Annotated in this window: 14 protein-coding genes; 8 read left to right on the top strand and 6 right to left on the bottom strand. The window is 55.9% G+C overall.

All coding sequences use genetic code 11. From position 1 onward, the window contains the following. Positions 1–110 precede the first annotated feature (110 nt). Complete coding sequence (gene pyrH / locus ED661_RS08805) at positions 111–857, bottom strand: UMP kinase (RefSeq protein ID WP_122074077.1); 747 nt, start codon at positions 855–857, stop codon at positions 111–113. 142 nt (positions 858–999) lie between these two features. Between pyrH and miaA the strand changes: the two genes are divergently transcribed. The 6 genes from miaA to ED661_RS08775 all read left to right on the top strand — a co-directional run bounded on the left by miaA (position 1,000) and on the right by ED661_RS08775 (position 9,859). Further along, the gene (miaA, locus tag ED661_RS08800; protein WP_122073552.1) at positions 1,000–1,866 is read left to right on the top strand and encodes a tRNA (adenosine(37)-N6)-dimethylallyltransferase MiaA; all 867 of its coding nucleotides are present in this window, start codon (positions 1,000–1,002) and stop codon (positions 1,864–1,866) included. 215 nt (positions 1,867–2,081) lie between these two features. Further along, the gene (locus tag ED661_RS08795) at positions 2,082–2,894 is read left to right on the top strand and encodes a helix-turn-helix domain-containing protein (protein WP_122073551.1); all 813 of its coding nucleotides are present in this window, start codon (positions 2,082–2,084) and stop codon (positions 2,892–2,894) included. 435 nt (positions 2,895–3,329) lie between these two features. Next, positions 3,330–5,000: an ABC transporter substrate-binding protein gene (locus ED661_RS08790; protein WP_122073550.1), complete on the top strand. Its 1,671-nt coding sequence runs from the start codon at positions 3,330–3,332 to the stop codon at positions 4,998–5,000. Positions 5,001–5,167: 167 nt separating this feature from the next. Then, the gene (locus ED661_RS08785) at positions 5,168–6,214 is read left to right on the top strand and encodes an ABC transporter permease (RefSeq protein WP_122073549.1); all 1,047 of its coding nucleotides are present in this window, start codon (positions 5,168–5,170) and stop codon (positions 6,212–6,214) included. Between the two features lie 15 nt (positions 6,215–6,229). Beyond that, complete coding sequence (locus ED661_RS08780) at positions 6,230–7,672, top strand: ABC transporter permease (RefSeq protein ID WP_122073548.1); 1,443 nt, start codon at positions 6,230–6,232, stop codon at positions 7,670–7,672. Between the two features lie 99 nt (positions 7,673–7,771). Beyond that, positions 7,772–9,859: an ABC transporter ATP-binding protein gene (locus ED661_RS08775; RefSeq protein ID WP_122073547.1), complete on the top strand. Its 2,088-nt coding sequence runs from the start codon at positions 7,772–7,774 to the stop codon at positions 9,857–9,859. 46 nt (positions 9,860–9,905) lie between these two features. Here ED661_RS08775 and ED661_RS08770 read toward each other — a convergent pair whose 3' ends face one another. The 3 genes from ED661_RS08770 to ED661_RS08760 all read right to left on the bottom strand — a co-directional run bounded on the left by ED661_RS08770 (position 9,906) and on the right by ED661_RS08760 (position 12,427). Beyond that, positions 9,906–11,072, bottom strand: coding sequence for a cytochrome-c peroxidase (locus tag ED661_RS08770; protein ID WP_122074076.1), 1,167 nt, complete (start codon positions 11,070–11,072; stop codon positions 9,906–9,908). Positions 11,073–11,221: 149 nt separating this feature from the next. Then, positions 11,222–11,599, bottom strand: coding sequence for a hypothetical protein (locus ED661_RS08765; protein WP_122073546.1), 378 nt, complete (start codon positions 11,597–11,599; stop codon positions 11,222–11,224). 234 nt (positions 11,600–11,833) lie between these two features. Further along, complete coding sequence (locus ED661_RS08760) at positions 11,834–12,427, bottom strand: lytic transglycosylase domain-containing protein (protein ID WP_122073545.1); 594 nt, start codon at positions 12,425–12,427, stop codon at positions 11,834–11,836. A 322-nt stretch (positions 12,428–12,749) separates the two neighbouring features. Here ED661_RS08760 and ssb point away from each other — a divergent pair, with 322 nt between their 5' ends. Beyond that, a complete protein-coding gene (ssb, locus tag ED661_RS08755; protein WP_122073544.1) occupies positions 12,750–13,271 on the top strand; it encodes a single-stranded DNA-binding protein in 522 nt (173 codons plus the stop codon). A gap of 352 nt (positions 13,272–13,623) precedes the next feature. Here ssb and ED661_RS08750 read toward each other — a convergent pair whose 3' ends face one another. Both ED661_RS08750 and ED661_RS08745 read right to left on the bottom strand, forming a co-directional pair. Beyond that, positions 13,624–14,160 carry a hypothetical protein gene (locus tag ED661_RS08750; protein ID WP_162930094.1) on the bottom strand — a complete coding sequence of 179 codons (537 nt, stop codon included), beginning with the start codon at positions 14,158–14,160 and terminating at the stop codon, positions 13,624–13,626. A 259-nt stretch (positions 14,161–14,419) separates the two neighbouring features. Then, positions 14,420–15,546, bottom strand: a protein-coding gene (locus tag ED661_RS08745; RefSeq protein WP_122072972.1) for an IS3 family transposase whose coding sequence is annotated in 2 segments (ribosomal slippage) — positions 14,420–15,282 and positions 15,282–15,546 — 1,128 coding nt in all. Because the reading frame shifts where the segments join, the coding sequence is not laid out codon by codon here. 2 nt (positions 15,547–15,548) lie between these two features. On the opposite strand from ED661_RS08745, the gene ED661_RS08740 reads away from it, so the two are divergent. Continuing rightward, positions 15,549–15,845 carry a recombinase family protein gene (locus ED661_RS08740; protein ID WP_122073542.1) on the top strand — a complete coding sequence of 99 codons (297 nt, stop codon included), beginning with the start codon at positions 15,549–15,551 and terminating at the stop codon, positions 15,843–15,845. The last annotated feature ends 18 nt before the right edge of the window (positions 15,846–15,863 follow it).

Below are 15,863 nucleotides of genomic sequence, written 5' to 3'. Positions count from 1 at the left end.
TCTCGTTTTGCGAATGGTGCCTGTAGGTGATTTAGGCGGGCAAGGTATCAGCAGTGTGACAGCGCAGAGGTTTCCCAAAACAACATCGGAGACAGCCCGCCTGAAGAGCATTAACCCTGCACTTTGGTATAAGTGCCTTCACCAGCCAAAATTCCACGGAACCCGCCGGGTTCGTCCAGCGAGAACACGATGATAGGCAGGTTATTGTCCCGCGCCAGGGCAATTGCCGAAGCATCCATCACGCCAAGACGTTTGGCCAGGACATCGTCAAAAGAGACGGTCTCATAGCGTTTAGCATCGTCAAATTTGACCGGGTCCTTGTCATAAACACCGTCGACTTTGGTGCCCTTAAAGATCGCCTCACAGCCCATTTCATTGGCCCGCAGCGTGGCGGCGGTATCGGTGGTGAAATAGGGGTTTCCGGTGCCAGCTGCAAAAATGCAGACCCGTTTTTTCTCCAGGTGACGCACCGCGCGGCGGCGAATATAGGGTTCGCAGACCTGATCCATTGGGATCGCAGAAATCACCCGACAGAACACGCCCAGATCTTCAAGCGCGCTTTGCATTGCCAGGGCGTTCATGACGGTTGCCAACATGCCCATGTAATCGGCCGTGGTGCGTTCCATCCCCTGGGCAGCCCCAGAAAGTCCGCGGAAGATATTGCCGCCACCAATCACCATGCAGATTTCGACGCCCATATCATGCACGGTTTTGACTTCACGGGCGATGCGCTGAACCGTGGGCGGGTTCAGGCCAAAGCCCTGATCGCCCATCAGCGCCTCACCGGAGATTTTCAGCATGACACGGTTATAGGTAGCGTCTGGAACGGTATCCAGCGTTTCGAGATCAAGGGGCATGTTGCGCTCCGGCATATGAGGGGGTTAGTTTGCGCGGCAAAATGGAGCAAAATGCAGAGGGTTTCAATGCGGCTAGATCGCTTTCCCGCCTGTTTCTGGCCTGCTTCTGGCACAAATTCGCAAACCACTGGACGGACCCCTCATGCTGCTGCCCGATCTTGACCCGGACAAACCCGTGCTTTTGGCCGGCCCCACGGCCTCTGGGAAATCTTCGCTGGCGATGGAAATCGCACAAAAACAAGGCGGTGTGATCGTCAATGCCGATGCCAGTCAAATCTATGACTGCTGGCGCGTGGTCACTGCCCGCCCCTCCAAAGCAGACGAAGAAGCCCTGCCACATCACCTCTATGGTCATGTCACATATGATGCGCAATATTCCGCGGGTCATTGGCTGCGAGAGGTCAAACCTCTGCTCACCGGCCCTAACAGGCCCATTATCGTTGGCGGGACCGGGCTGTATTTCTCGACCCTCACGGAAGGGCTGGCAGAAATTCCACCAACGCCTAACGAGATTCGCACCCTTGGTGATTCCCTTACACTCGACACGCTGCTAGACCAACTCGACCCGCAAACCGCCGAGCGCATAGATGTAAACAACCGCGCCAGGGTCCAGCGCGCCTGGGAGGTTTTGCAGGCAACTGGCCGATCACTGGCAGATTGGCAGGACGACACACCCGCTCCCGTTTTGCCAATTGAGGACTGCAACGCGCTGGTCATGCATAGCCCCAAAGAATGGCTGGAGCCCCGCATCCGGCAACGCTTTGATCTGATGATAGAACAAGGCGCATTGGAGGAGGCCGAGTCGATGCGCGACCGCTATGATCCTACCCTGCCCTCGTGCAAAGCCATCGGCGTGCCTGAGCTGATGGGCTATATCTGTGGCGATCTGACACTGGAGGCCGCGCGCGAACAAGCGGCGATTGCCACGCGGCGCTATGCCAAACGGCAGCGCAGTTGGTTTCGCTCCCGCATGAAACACTGGGAAGTCGTAAATTCCGACGATTTATGAGCTGCGACAAACCCAATCAAATCTCAATTTTCAGGCCACGTCGGCTGCCTCCGTTTTCATTCACATAGGGGTGGCTCAATAACTGAACCATGGACCTGAAGGGCACAGGCCAAAACCCTCTACGTAAAGGCAATTTCCGGCAGAACTTGCCCGAATCAAAAATTCATGTCCTGTTTGTTTCAAATTGAACCAGTTAATGAAGTTATCACCACTGCATGCCCTTTGATCCAAACCCCAACGAAGAAATCCAGGTTCTTCCCCTTTCCCAACTGGTATCGTTTGGCGCGTGGCAAACCGAACTGCCGCATGATCGCGGTGAACATCTGTTGATTTGGGTGACGCGCGGCCAGGGGCGTATGTTGATGGATGGCAATCAACGCGGTTTCAGCACCCATAGCGCATTGTTCTTTCCCGCAAGATCGCTTTGGTCTGTGGAATTTGGCCGCCAATGCATCGGCCAGGCGCTTAAAATTCCGGTCTCCGCTCCGGTGGCAACCCCGGACAAACCCCTCCATCTAAAAATCTCTGATGCCCGAGAACAGGCGCGGCTAAACGCACTCCTGGAAGCCATGATGCAGGAACAGTCTGGCCACCCCGCGCTGTGGCGTCGGGCGCTGCAGTCCTATAGCGAACTGGTCAGCATTCAATTGCGGCGCCTGCCTCCATCCGGCCCGCTACCGCCAGAACGTCCATCCGCAGCCAGACGTCTGTCGCAATCCTATTGCCAACGCGTCAGCGAGTATTATGACGCCCGCGCCACAATGGCCGACCACGCTGCCGCCCTGAATGTGACTCCCACCCATCTGACCCGTGTCTGCAAAGCAGAAACCGGCAAAACAGCGGCAGCCTTGCTGACGGAGCGCCAGCTTTATGCCGCGCGTTGCTTGCTGGCCTTCTCCGATATGTCCATGCGGGATATCGCAGAGCAAATTGGCTTTGGCAGCCCCGCCTATTTCACCCGGTTCATTACCCAACACACCGGCCAAACGCCCAGTAGCTTGCGAAAATCCTCCCGCAAGCGCCTGTAAGCTCGCCCGAGGACCCCAGTTCCTTGGTCTCTTTTGTGTTTGGAATTTTCAAGTACCAAGCTTCCTACCCAAGAGAGGTCGCGATGACAGGTTCACCCTTGCTTATAAATTCCCGCCGCAGGAAGCCCTGCCTACCGACCCGACCTTTTGACCGACTCGCGAGGTGATTCACCTTTAAGGCGTGCGGAACTGGGCACTAGTGCCCAGTAATCTGGAAAGTCGGCCGAAATATTTCAAAGCCGACATCAAAAATGTCGCTTTTAACACCCTGATAGCCGATTCTATGCATTGACCTATTCCCGGAACTAGGGCCGAATGTGGGTATCAAAAGGCATCAAGCCACAACCGCACCATTTCCGGACCCGGGTCCGGAAACAATCTGGCAATGCCCAGATGGGGAACACATCCCCAGCGGTGCACCAAAGGGAGACCCGAATGACCCACGATTCCACAACAGATGTGACAACACACTGGGCCGCAAAAATGCATGCCCGCGAAGTGATCGAAGGCAAACTTGACCGCCGCGAATTCCTGGCCCGCGCCACTGGTCTGGGCGTTACTGCGGCTGCGGCTTATGGGCTGATCGGCCTGTCCGCGCCTGCTCAGGCAGCTGGACATGAACAGAAGGGCGGGACCCTGCGCATGCAGATGGAAGTCCGCGCGCTCAAAGATCCACGGACCTATGACTGGACCCAGATCGCGACCTTCACCGCCGGCTGGCTGGAATATCTGGTTGAATACAACAGCGACGGCTCCTTTGGCCCGATGCTTCTGGAAAGCTGGAGCGCCAATGACGACGCCACCGAATACACGCTGAATGTGCGCAAGGGTGTCAAATGGAACAACGGTGATGATTTCACCGCGGAGGACGTAGCCCGCAACATCACCGGCTGGTGTGACAAGAGCGTCGAAGGCAACTCGATGGCCGGCCGCATGGCGTCTCTCATTGACGAAGAAACCGGCATGGCCGCCGAGGGCGCGATCACCGTTGTCGACAGCCACACTGTCATGCTGAAGCCCCAGACCCCTGACATCACCATCATTCCCGGAATGGCCGACTATCCGGCAGCAATCACCCATGCCAGCCATGATGCGGCAACCATGCTCGATAACCCAATCGGCACCGGTTACATGCTGCCCGAAAGCATGGAAGTCGGCGTCAAGGGCGTCTTGGTACGCAACGAAGGCCATGAATGGTGGGGCTATGCCGCAGGCATGGGTGGCCATCTGGACCGCATCGAGTTCATCGACTACGGCACCGACCCGGCCGCCTTCCTGGCCGCCTTTGAGGCCGAAGAGATCGACATGAACTGGGAGTCGGTTGGTGAGTATGTGGACATCTTCGCTGGCATCGGTCTGACCCAGTCTGAAATTCCGTCTGGCTTTACCATTGTGATCCGCCCGAACCAGCTGGCCGAAGTTGACGGCAAAAAGCCCTATGCCGACAAACGCGTCCGTCAGGCGCTGGCTATGGCCGTGGACAACAATATCTGTCTGGAACTGGGCATGTCCGGCTACGGCATTCACGCAGACAACAGTCATGTTGGCCCGATGCACCCGGAATATGACCCCAGCGTCACCCGTCTCCCCTTTGACCCCGCCAAGGCAAAGGCCCTGATGGACGAAGCAGGCATGGGCGACTACGAGCATGAACTGTTGTCAATCGACGACGATTGGCGTCGCAACACCACCGATGCGGTGGCGGCGCAGCTGCGGGATGCAGGCATCAACGTCAAGCGGACAATCCTGCCGGGTTCCACCTTCTGGAATGATTGGGCGAAATACCCGTTCTCCTCGACCAACTGGAACCACCGCCCGCTGGGCACTCAGGTTCTGGCGCTGGCCTATCGCTCGGGTGAGGCCTGGAACGAAAGTGGTTTTGCCAATGCCGAGTTCGACTCGCTGCTGGCTGAGGCCAACTCGATTGCCGATGCGGACAAGCGCCGCGAAGTGATGGGCAAGCTGCAGGCCATCATGATTGAGGAAGGCGTCACTATCCAACCCTTCTGGCGTACCGCGATGCGTCACCACCGGGATAACCTGGTCGGTGTCGACAAACATATCGCGGATCTGCCGCAGATCTACAAATGGGCCCTAAAAGCCTAAGCTGATCTGACCGGGCCGCGCGGAAATCAATCGCGCGGCCCTGCTTTCTGCTGAACCCAAAACCCACAGCCAAAGACAGGGCGCATCCGCGCCCGATAAAAGCGCAGCGGCAACCTGGGCATCGCACAGGTGTAGAACCAAGCGCATAGCCACCAACGGGGGCATCCATGGGACTGTTTATCCTCAGACGCGTCGGGATCATGATCCTGACTGCTCTGTGTCTGACATTTGTCGTGTTCTTTATGACAAATCTCTATCCGAACCTAGAAAAACTCGCCAAAACCCAAGGCAACTTCCGCATGTCGGACGAAGCCGTTGCCAGCTGGTTGGAAAAAGGCGGTTACCTGCAATCCACGCCTAAGAAGTATCTGGAATGGGTTGGCCTTGCGCCCTCCTACCAGCATCAGGCCGAGGACGGAACCGTCACGGGCCGCTGCATCACCCCGGGCATGAAGCCTGAGGATGCGCCGCGGTTTTGTGGTATCCTGCAGGGCTACTGGGGGTACTCCTCCGTCTTTAAGGATGAGGTGAGCTCCATCATCGCAACCCGCCTGTCACTGACGGGGATTTTGATGTTCTGGGTGATGCTGGTGATGGTGCCTTCGGCGCTGATCCTGGGGGTTCTGGCCGGGATGAAAGAAGGCTCAGCCACCGACCGAACCCTGTCGACCGTTGCCATTACCACAACGGCGACGCCGGAATATGTCTCGGGTGTTTTGTTCATCGCCATTTTCTCATCCTCCGCCGTGGGGCTAAAATGGTTCAAGGGCACCGCAACCAGTGCGATGGAAAGCCCTAATCTGGAGAATTTCCTGCTGCCGGTGGTGACCATTGCCCTCTACGGCATGGGCTATATCGCCCGCATGACCCGCGCCTCGATGACCGAGGTAATGACGGCGCAATATATCCGCACTGCGCGCCTAAAGGGGGTGAGCTTTCCCAATATCGTGCTGAAACATGCCCTGCGCAATGCGCTGATCGCGCCCTTTACCGTGATCATGCTGCAATTTCCCTGGCTGCTAAATGGCGTGGTGATCGTCGAGACCCTGTTCAACTACAAGGGCTTTGGCTGGACGCTGGTACAGGCGGCGGGCAACAACGACATCGAATTGCTGCTGGGCGTTTCCGTAGTGTCCGTCCTTGTGGTTCTGATCACGCAGCTGATTTCCGACATCGGCTATGTCTTCTTGAACCCCCGCATTCGCATTTCATAACGGAAGGAGACAGATATGGATCCCCTCAGCTGGACCGGCAAAATCGCCTTCCTCGACCCTATTCTATTCATCGCGCTTGGGCTTCTTGGCCTCTCAGTCTTGGTCTGGATCGTGCTCAGTGCTGTGCTGCCAGAAAACCGCGCCATCAATGTCGCCGGCGGCAGCGCCAGCCTCAGCTCCGGCCCGCGTGAGCTGACAGCATTGGCAGTCAAGGCTGCCTTTTTAGCCACCACGGCCGTGATTGCCGCCTATCTGGTTCTCGGTGTCATCATGGGCACAGGTGCTGGCATCATCGGCGCAATAGCACAGCAGTTTATATCTGTCTGGATCGCCCTGGTGCTGCTTTTCACCCTGTCGATCACCTTCAAAAGACGCCTTGGTCTTTATGGCAAGTTGTTTGACAGTCCGATTGGCATGATCGGCTTTGCTCTGGTGATGTTCTGGGTCTTTACCGGCTTCTTTGGCGCAATGGACATGATCATTACCCATGACCCACTGACGCAGCTGTCAGGCCTCAAAAACAAAGTACCCGGGACCCCGTTACGCTCTCCCGAAGAGGGCGATTTTCACTGGTACCTCTTGGGTGGTGACAACCTGGCCCGCGATGTCTTTAGCCGTATGGTCAAAGGCGCCTGGGAGGTGGTGAAGATTGCGCCGCTGGCTACACTCTTTGCCTTTATGGTTGGCATTACTCTTGGCCTGCCTGCCGGGTATTTTGGCGGAAAGCTCGACACGTTCTTGTCCTTCCTGGCCAACCTGATCCTGGCCTTTCCGGTGATCCTGCTGTTCTACCTTCTGGTGACACCCGAGATCGTACTGACCGGCCTGCCGCAATATATGGCCATTGTGCTTTTTGCCTTTCCGCTGATCTTTTTCTATGTGCTGATCAATTCGCGTTTCCGCACCCAGCCTAAGAAGAACTTCCTTTGGCTGGCCATAGTTTTGCTGCCACTGCTGATCCTTTACCTGATGGTGATAAATGACCCCGGGTCCAAGGTGGATATCCTGCCTGTTGTCCTGGACTGGATCGACATTCCAGGCGGTATCCTGGTGGTTTTTGTGTCGGTGGTTTTTGTGAACTCGCCCACAGTGTTTCGTATCGTGCGCGGCCTCGCGTTGGATATCAGAACCCGGGACTATGTCGCAGCGGCCCAGACTCGCGGCGAACGCCCCTGGTACATCATGCTATGGGAAGTGCTGCCCAATGCACGTGGACCACTGATCGTCGATTTCTGTCTGCGCATCGGCTACACCACCATCCTGCTGGGAACCTTGGGCTTTTTTGGCCTTGGCCTGCCCCCGGAAAGCCCGGATTGGGGATCGACCATCAATGAAGGGCGCAAGCTTTTGTCGATCTATTTGCACCCTGCCCTGCCGCCTGCCTTTGCGCTGCTGAGCATGGTCTTGGGACTCAATCTTTTGGCAGATGGGCTCCGTGAAGAGAGCCTGAAGGACTAATCCAAACCTGTGGCACCGGGGGCCAGCCCCCGGACCCCCGGGATATTTGAGGCCAAATGAAAGCACGATCTTTCTGGGTCTCAACAGGGAGACAAAGTGATGAACAAACTGTCTGAGAATGATGGCCCGGTGCTGGAGATCGACAAGCTGTCGATTTCGTTTTTTACCCGGCTGCGGGAAATTCCGGCTGTGATGGATTTTTCCGTCTCGGTGCAACCTGGCGAAGCCGTGGGGCTGGTGGGGGAATCCGGGTGCGGTAAATCCACAGTGGCGCTGGGGGTAATGCAGGACCTTGGAAAAAACGGCCGCATTGTAGGTGGATCGATCAAGTTCAAAGGCCGCGATCTGGCGGAAATGAGCGCCGAAGAGCTGCGGGACATCCGCGGCAATGAGATTGCAATGATCTATCAAGAACCGATGGCCAGTCTCAACCCGGCGATGAAAATCGGGCGCCAGCTGATGGAAGTGCCGATGATCCATGAAGGCGTCAGTGAAAAACTCGCCTATGATCGCGCGCTGGAAGTGGTGACGGATGTGCGTCTGCCCGACCCTGAACGGATGCTGAACTCTTATCCGCACCAGTTGTCGGGGGGGCAGCAACAACGGATTGTCATTGCCATGGCCTTGATGTCCAAGCCCTCGCTGTTGATCCTGGATGAACCTACAACTGCGCTGGACGTGACTGTTGAGGCGGCGGTGGTGGAGTTGGTCAGGGATCTGGGCAAGAAATACGGCACCTCGATGCTGTTCATCAGCCATAACCTCGGCCTGATCCTGGAGACCTGTGACCGGCTCTGTGTGATGTATTCTGGTGAGGCAGTCGAGCGGGGCTCGATTGCGGATGTGTTTGATGAGATGCAACATCCCTATACGCAGGCGCTGTTTCGCTCGATCCCACTGCCCGGCGCCGATAAGAATGCCCACCCATTGGTGGCTATTCCCGGCAACTTCCCCCTGCCACATGAGCGGCCAGAGGGTTGCAATTTTGGCCCGCGCTGTGACTATTTTGAACCGGGGCGCTGTGATCAGGGCCAGATCGACATGGCGGATGTGGCGGGCAATGACCGTCATGCAACCCGCTGCCTACGTTATCAGGAAATCGATTGGAACGCCCCCATCACTGTTGGTGCGCAGACAGAAAAGACCGAACCTGGCGATGTGGTCCTGAAGATCGACAACCTCAAAAAATACTATGAGGTGGCTGCCAATGCGCTGTTTGGCGGTGGCACCAAGAAGGTGGTCAAGGCCAATGAGACCCTGAGCTTTGAAGCCCGAGAGTCCGAGACCCTGGCCATTGTCGGCGAGTCCGGCTGTGGCAAATCAACCTTTGCCAAGGTTCTGATGGGACTGGAAACCGCAACCGAGGGTGAAATCCTGCTGGATGGCCAGAACATCGAACAGACCGCCATTGAGGACCGCAATACCAGAACCGTTTCGGATGTGCAGATGGTGTTCCAGAACCCCTTTGATACGCTCAACCCGTCAATGACGGTGGGGCGTCAGATCATTCGGGCGCTGGAGATCTTTGACATCGGTGACAGTGACCAAGACCGCAAGCAGCGGATGCTTGAACTGCTGGATCTGGTGAAACTGCCACGTGCCTTTGCCGACCGGATGCCGCGCCAGCTCTCTGGTGGGCAAAAGCAGCGGGTGGGCATTGCTCGGGCCTTCTCCGGGGGAGCGCGGATTGTGGTCGCGGATGAGCCTGTCTCGGCTCTGGATGTGTCGGTGCAGGCAGCGGTCACCGATCTGCTGATGGAGATTCAGCGCACTGAAAAAACCACCCTGCTGTTTATCAGCCATGATCTGTCCATCGTGCGCTATCTCAGCGATCGGGTGATGGTGATGTATCTTGGCCATGTGGTTGAGCTGGGCGATACCGATCAGGTCTTCTCGCCGCCCTACCATCCCTATACCGAGGCGCTGCTGAGCGCGGTGCCAATTGCCGATACCTCAATCGAGAAGGAACATATCGTTCTGGAAGGCGATATTCCCTCGGCCATGAATCCGCCCTCTGGCTGCCCTTTCCAGACCCGGTGTCGTTGGAAGGGGGAGGTTCCAGGCGGGCTTTGTGACAGTGAGGTCCCCCCGACCCGCACCTTGGAGGCAGGCCACCAGATCAAATGTCATCTCAGCGATGAGGTCTTGCAGCGCATGCAGCCGGTGATCAAAATCGCAGCAGAATAAGCCATCACGATGGTCCGCTTGGTGGATCGAGCGGACCATCGATTACCTATTGCACCTCCTCCAAAAGATCTTCGTAGCGTTCATCCGTCAGGGTCTTGAGGAAAGCCACCAAAGCATCAACCCGCCGTGCTTCCAGCGCAGGCCCATGGGTCAGTTCCGGAACTGACAGGGTGCCAGGCACCGGAGCTGCGCCCCAGGGCTGCCCGGTTTCCGGGTTGATCTGTGCGGCCTCGGCCTTGCTGTTGTAGCGATTGTAGAACAACACCACGGTGCGCAGATCCTGAAACACCCCATTGTGCATGTATGGGCCGGTGACCGCGACATTGCGCAGGGTCGGCGTGCGGAACTTGCCGCGCTGCGCTGGGTCTGTGACCTGCGGATTGGCCAATAGGCCATCATCGACAAAATCAGACGGCATCCCCGCCTCGGCAATGGTCGCAGGATTTCGCGGCACCCCGATGTTGTGGTAGCTGTAATCGCTAAAGGTCTCTTGCGCGTCTATGGGACTGCTGCGCAGCTGGTGGCATTGATTGCAATTGGTGAACTGCTCTGAAAAGAACAGCGTGCGACCGAGCTCCTCCTCCTTGGAAAACTCTGCCTTTCCAGCCAGGTAGAGATCATACTTACTGCTAAAGGGCGCAAATTCTTCGCCGCGTTCAAAGGCGGCAATCGCCTGTGTCATTGCGATAAAACCGGCCTCATCATCCTGCAGAACGGTCGGAGAGAAGAGCCTTGCAAAAGCCTCCGTATAGTCTGGGTTCTCACCCAGGCGTTGAACCAGTGTCGCCTTGTCCGGTATACCCATCTCAATTGGGTTTACCGGCGGGCCACCCGCTTGATCTTCCAGGCTGTTTGCTCTGCCATCCCAGAACAGCCCACCAATCCACATACCATCTGAGTTTTGGTGAAAGGGCGGGATAAAGGCCGCATAAGAGGCGGTAGGCGCATTGCGATTGCCCAGGGATACGCCATCGTCCCCCAGGGAAAAGGCACCATCAGCGGAGCGCCGTGGATCGCTGAACCCCAGATCCGGTGTATGACAGTTGGCGCAGGACTGGCTGCGGTTCATCGACAGATTTTCGTCGTGAAACAGTGCCTCACCCAGGAGTTCCAACGACAAGGGCCCAGCCTGCGTCGGCCCCGTAGTGGTAAAAACCGCTACAGCGCACAGGCTGGAAAGCATCAATCGGGTTGGGTTAGGTAACTGCATCATGGGCTCCGGGAAAAACGGCTGTGCCTGTAAATCCCGGAAACCCATAATGTGAACCTTGATCTGGCGCAATTCCTGATTAAAAAAATCAAGAATATCCCCCCACTCCCACAGCAGATGAGAACGTTAGCCCCAATCCAAGGTCAAAGTGGTCAACTCAGCAGCAGGACCACGATCATCAGGAGGTTCATCGGAGCAAATTGCATCAGCCAGGGATGTCTACGGCTGCGCAGCGCAGCATAGATCGCCAGGGTAACCGAAAATGTGAGACCAAACAGAGACAACCCGCCCCCGATCAGTCCCACCATACCAGTATCCGGCCCCCAGGGGGAATCAACAAGTGTCATCCCCTTGAGGCCAAAGCCAATGCAAATTCCCGAAATAGCACCCAACAGAGTTGCTCCGACACTGCGGGCCTTTGCCAGGCCATGCTGTCCCCCCAGGACGCTATCAATCACTTCTTGTGACGGGACCGCTCCGGGTACCCATTGAATGCGTTCGAGCCTGTCGTCAAAGCTTCTGCTGGTCACGTGAATTCCTCCTGAAATCGCAGGCAACTTCATAAAATATTAAGGCTGATTAAAGGCAAAGTAGGGTGGTTAACAAGGCATTAAGGAAACTTACTGTTTCCTTAATCAAGATGTAGCAAAACCCCGCACATCGCATCCCACAGCAGAATCTTCTAATAGTTTTAGCGGAGAAACAGCACGGTCAATCAACACAGTCCAGGGACCGCAAAAACCATAAGCTGTGCCCTTGCAGACTCAGCTGCCCCAGATTTTGGCCACGTAGTTCTGGGTTTCTTCATAGGGGGGCACACCGCCATATTTGCGAACGGCCTGCGGCCCGGCATTATAGGCCGCTAGTGCCAGACGCCAGGATCCGAATTTGCGGAACTGTTTGGACAAGTAACGCGCGCCGCCTTCCAGGTTTTGTTTTGGAATGGTGGGATCCACCCCAAGCCGCCGTGCCGTGGCAGGCATCAATTGCGCCAATCCCAGCGCGCCTTTGTGAGACTCTGCATTTGGGTTCCAATTGCTCTCTTGCTGCACCAGGCGCAGGAACAGGTCTTCGGGCACCCCATGTTTGCGTGCTGCTTGGCGTGCCATGGTGAGATATTCGCCACGGTATTTCCCGGTGTAGCGCGGACTGACGGAGGAAACACTGGGAAGAGTATCTGGACGCAGGCGTGCCGAGTCTTCGTATTGCTGCGCAGCCCGGGTATCCAGTATTCGTGTATGAGCTGAAAACAGATCACGCCTGCTCTTGGTGCTGAACATATCGGCCTGCACGGATGTTGCACAGATGAGACCGAGCCCAAGACAGCCGCCAATACTCCCAATTGTCACTGACCGCATAACGCCCCTCACCCCGTACCCCGACTGAATTCTGGCCAGACTATAGCCAGATTTGCATCAAATGAAAGCAAACAGGATCACACAGGCTATTACAAAACCACCCACCGGCAAATCTATGCCAGTTTCCCTGTGCAGCCCTCTTAACAAACCCGACATAGTGCAGAGGCAGGGCCACAGCTAGGCCGAGACAATCTGACCAGAGGAGAGCTTTCCTCGCCGCGCGCAGGTCTATACTGTAGCCGCAACCCAGCGGCTGGGATTCGGCTAAAGCCGCCCTGACCCGCGCTCACATAACCAAAGATAAGAATAAGGACGGACCCCTATGGCCGGCTCAGTCAACAAAGTCATCCTCATCGGCAACCTGGGACGCGACCCGGAAGTTCGGTCGTTTCAAAACGGTGGCAAGGTCTGCAACCTGCGCATTGCGACCTCGGAAAACTGGAAAGATCGCAACTCGGGCGAGCGCCGCGAACGCACCGAATGGCATTCGGTTGCGATTTTCAGCGAGGGCCTGGTCCGTGTTGCTGAGCAATATCTGCGCAAGGGCTCCAAAGTCTATATCGAAGGCCAGCTGCAGACACGCAAATGGCAGGATCAAAGCGGCAATGACCGTTATTCCACCGAAGTTGTTCTGCAGGGCTTTGGCTCCACGCTGACCATGCTCGATGGTCGCGGTGAAGGCGGCGGCGCTGGTGGCGGAGGCGGCTTCGGTGGCGGCCAAGACAGTGGCTACGGCGGTGGTGCTGGTGGGGGCTATGACAGTGGCTCGCAACAGGGCGGCGGCTTTGGTGGCGGCAACAGCGGCCCCTCGCACAACATCGACGACGACGAGATTCCGTTTTGAGGGTAACAAACTTCTAAATCGTAGATTTTTGAACGATAACTACCTGTAAGAAAATGATAACCTCATCATAGATGTATATTTTTGAGGTTGACAAAATCACGTTATTCCGGAACCAATCAATTATGTAGATTTTTGATTGGTTTCGGATCAGGTGCTCATAGAGCGGAATTCTATTCTCACCAGTGGCGAACGGTTCAGCTACCTCGAAGCTGAGAGCCGCTTGCCTGACTATTGGTCGACACTCTTTGTCACCGTTGAGCTACGCTCCAAGCTTTCCCAGAATACCATTTTGAGTATACTAGGCGCCCTGCGACACTTGAAGCTTTGGGAAGATACTAACCTATGACAGCTTTCAAAGCTTCATATCCGCTCGTGGTAAATAAAGCTCGGTTATCCATTCGCTGAAGAGGACCTTCGACCCGAAAAACATCTCGCAAAACCCAAACAGGGAAACAAACGGCGTCCCCTCAATTCGGAGAAGGTGTGTTCTGTACGTCGCATCTTGAACCTTTCCTTGCTTAAGCGTTTGCTCGAAGCGCTTTCTCCGATCATCTCCTTCGTACACATTAATTGCCAAATCGAGATGCTGCATGGTAACTTCGCTCAACGGGGTGCCTACTGGATCACGCGTATCGAGGTGAATACAGCGTCCGATCATTAACCCGTTTGGATCGTCTTCTCTGGGTAACTCCTCGATGAGCATCGAAAGATAGTTTTCATCACGTCTTTGAACATGAACTTCCAAGCGACGAAGGTGCTTAACATTATACTCCCAATATTCTCTCACCCCTTCCTTCGGTGCACGTTTCAGAAGCTGATAGACAGCACAATCTTTCATGTTTTTGCGCAAGCTGAAATCGCTTAGCCATCGGGGGTTTGCAGGCACCATTGTCGCCTCCATCAGCATTTGAGGCGGCAGAGTCGTGAAGTAGGCGTTTGCGTCACACCGAACATAGGTGGGCGCTGAAGGCCAATGCTGCTTAGTCCAATTGACAATGGCAGGTTTGAGGTTTGGGCACAGTTTCGTGAAACCGGTTCCCACTTTATAAACTTCACTCCCCGAAACAGATTCGATAGCGCCCAAATCAATGAGATTGAGCCACCCCACTTGAGTTGAGCAGCCCCACTTGAGTGGTCCAAATTGAAAGTTAGTGCATGGTTGGCCTTTGGTCCATCGGGACGATGGTCTCTGGCGCAGGTGGGCGGTAGCCCAGAGCACTGTGGGGTCGTTTGGTGTTGTAGTGTTTTCTCCAGCTTTCGATAATGATCTGGGCCTCTCGTAACGAATAGAAGATTTCACCGTTCAGCAATTCATCCCTCATTCGCCCATTGAAGCTTTCGCAGTATCCGTTCTCCCATGGCGATCCAGGCTCGATGTATGCGGCCTTGGCCCCGACAGCCTTGATCCAGCCTCTGACGGCCTCAGCAATGAACTCAGGGCCATTATCTGATCGGATGTAAGAGGGCACGCCTCGCAGAATGAACAGATCCGTCAGAGCATCAATGACTTCGTTCGCGTTCAGCTTCCGCTTCACCCGGATCGCAAGACATTCCCGGCTGTGTTCGTCCAGAATGTTCAATGTCCTGAAAGCCCTGCCATCATCTGTTCGGTGATGCACGAAATCGTACGACCAGACGTGATTACGATATTCGGGACGAAGCCGGACACACGAACCGTCGTTGAGCCAGAGCCGTCCTTTCTTTTGCTGTTTCACAGGCACTTTGAGCCCCTCGCGTTTCCACAAACGTTCGACACGTTTGTCATTCACCTGCCAGCCAGCGTCTCGCAGTAAGGCAGCAATCCGGCGATAGCCATATCGCCCGTACTGACGCGTCAGCTCGATCATATCAGCTACCAGGTGTTCCTCGTCGGCACGCCCCTGTGGCAATCGCCGTTGTGTGGACCGGTGTTGGCCCAGGACACGGCAAACGCGACGCTCGGAAACCTTCATCTTGCTGCGAATGAGGTCGATGCAGGCACGGCGGCGCGAGGGGCTCAGAAGTTTCCCTTTGCGGCCTCGGACAGGATCAATTTGTCCAGCGTCAGGTCCGTTACCGCCCTGCGCAGGCGCTCGTTTTCCTTCTGGAGCCGCTTCAGTTCCTTAAGCTGCTCTGTGCCCATTCCGCTGTACTTCTTCTTCCAGCGGTAATAGGTTTGCTCCGTCACGCCGATCTGACGGATTGCATCAATCCGGGGCATCCCTTGCCCCATCAACACTTCAACCTGCCGTAACTTCACGACAATCTCTTCGGGCTTCGGTCTCTTAATAGCCATCTATGGTCCTCCGCTTTTCTAAACATAGGGGCGGACCACTTCATTGGGGGAGGCTCAGAGACGCAACCGGAAAACGGAATGCAGCAGTTCAAGCCAGAGCCAAAGAACGAGCAGAAAAGGTCGCTGGAATCATCTTGCCCCTGCGGAGACAAGGAGCATCTCTGCGGAGTATTGCGGCTGCTTTGAACAGGTCGGGTGTTGTTACGGCAAGGGGAGGGAAATGGCAGGCCTCGCAAGTCCAGCGCACCCTAAAGCGGCTATGCCCGGACTTTGACTTAGGATCAGACCACAGTGTTTGAGAGGAGCAGCAACGAGGC

Origin of the sequence: Pseudophaeobacter sp. EL27 (genome assembly GCF_900313025.1) — a bacterium.
Classification (GTDB): Bacteria; Pseudomonadota; Alphaproteobacteria; order Rhodobacterales; family Rhodobacteraceae; genus Pseudophaeobacter.
This window is presented reverse-complemented; position numbering and strand designations above follow the sequence as displayed.

Bases quoted from the DNA above. Each gene is read 5' to 3' on its own strand.
- miaA (WP_122073552.1), top strand. From the start codon at position 1,000: ATGCTGCTGCCCGATCTTGACCCGGACAAACCCGTGCTTTTGGCCGGC.
- pyrH (WP_122074077.1), bottom strand. From the start codon at position 857: ATGCCCCTTGATCTCGAAACGCTGGATACCGTTCCAGACGCTACCTAT.
- ED661_RS08795 (WP_122073551.1), top strand. From the start codon at position 2,082: ATGCCCTTTGATCCAAACCCCAACGAAGAAATCCAGGTTCTTCCCCTT.
- ED661_RS08775 (WP_122073547.1), top strand. From the start codon at position 7,772: ATGAACAAACTGTCTGAGAATGATGGCCCGGTGCTGGAGATCGACAAG.
- ED661_RS08760 (WP_122073545.1), bottom strand. From the start codon at position 12,427: ATGCGGTCAGTGACAATTGGGAGTATTGGCGGCTGTCTTGGGCTCGGT.
- ED661_RS08780 (WP_122073548.1), top strand. From the start codon at position 6,230: ATGGATCCCCTCAGCTGGACCGGCAAAATCGCCTTCCTCGACCCTATT.
- ED661_RS08740 (WP_122073542.1), top strand. From the start codon at position 15,549: ATGGTCCTCCGCTTTTCTAAACATAGGGGCGGACCACTTCATTGGGGG.
- ED661_RS08785 (WP_122073549.1), top strand. From the start codon at position 5,168: ATGGGACTGTTTATCCTCAGACGCGTCGGGATCATGATCCTGACTGCT.
- ED661_RS08770 (WP_122074076.1), bottom strand. From the start codon at position 11,072: ATGATGCAGTTACCTAACCCAACCCGATTGATGCTTTCCAGCCTGTGC.
- ED661_RS08750 (WP_162930094.1), bottom strand. From the start codon at position 14,160: ATGGTGCCTGCAAACCCCCGATGGCTAAGCGATTTCAGCTTGCGCAAA.
- ssb (WP_122073544.1), top strand. From the start codon at position 12,750: ATGGCCGGCTCAGTCAACAAAGTCATCCTCATCGGCAACCTGGGACGC.
- ED661_RS08790 (WP_122073550.1), top strand. From the start codon at position 3,330: ATGACCCACGATTCCACAACAGATGTGACAACACACTGGGCCGCAAAA.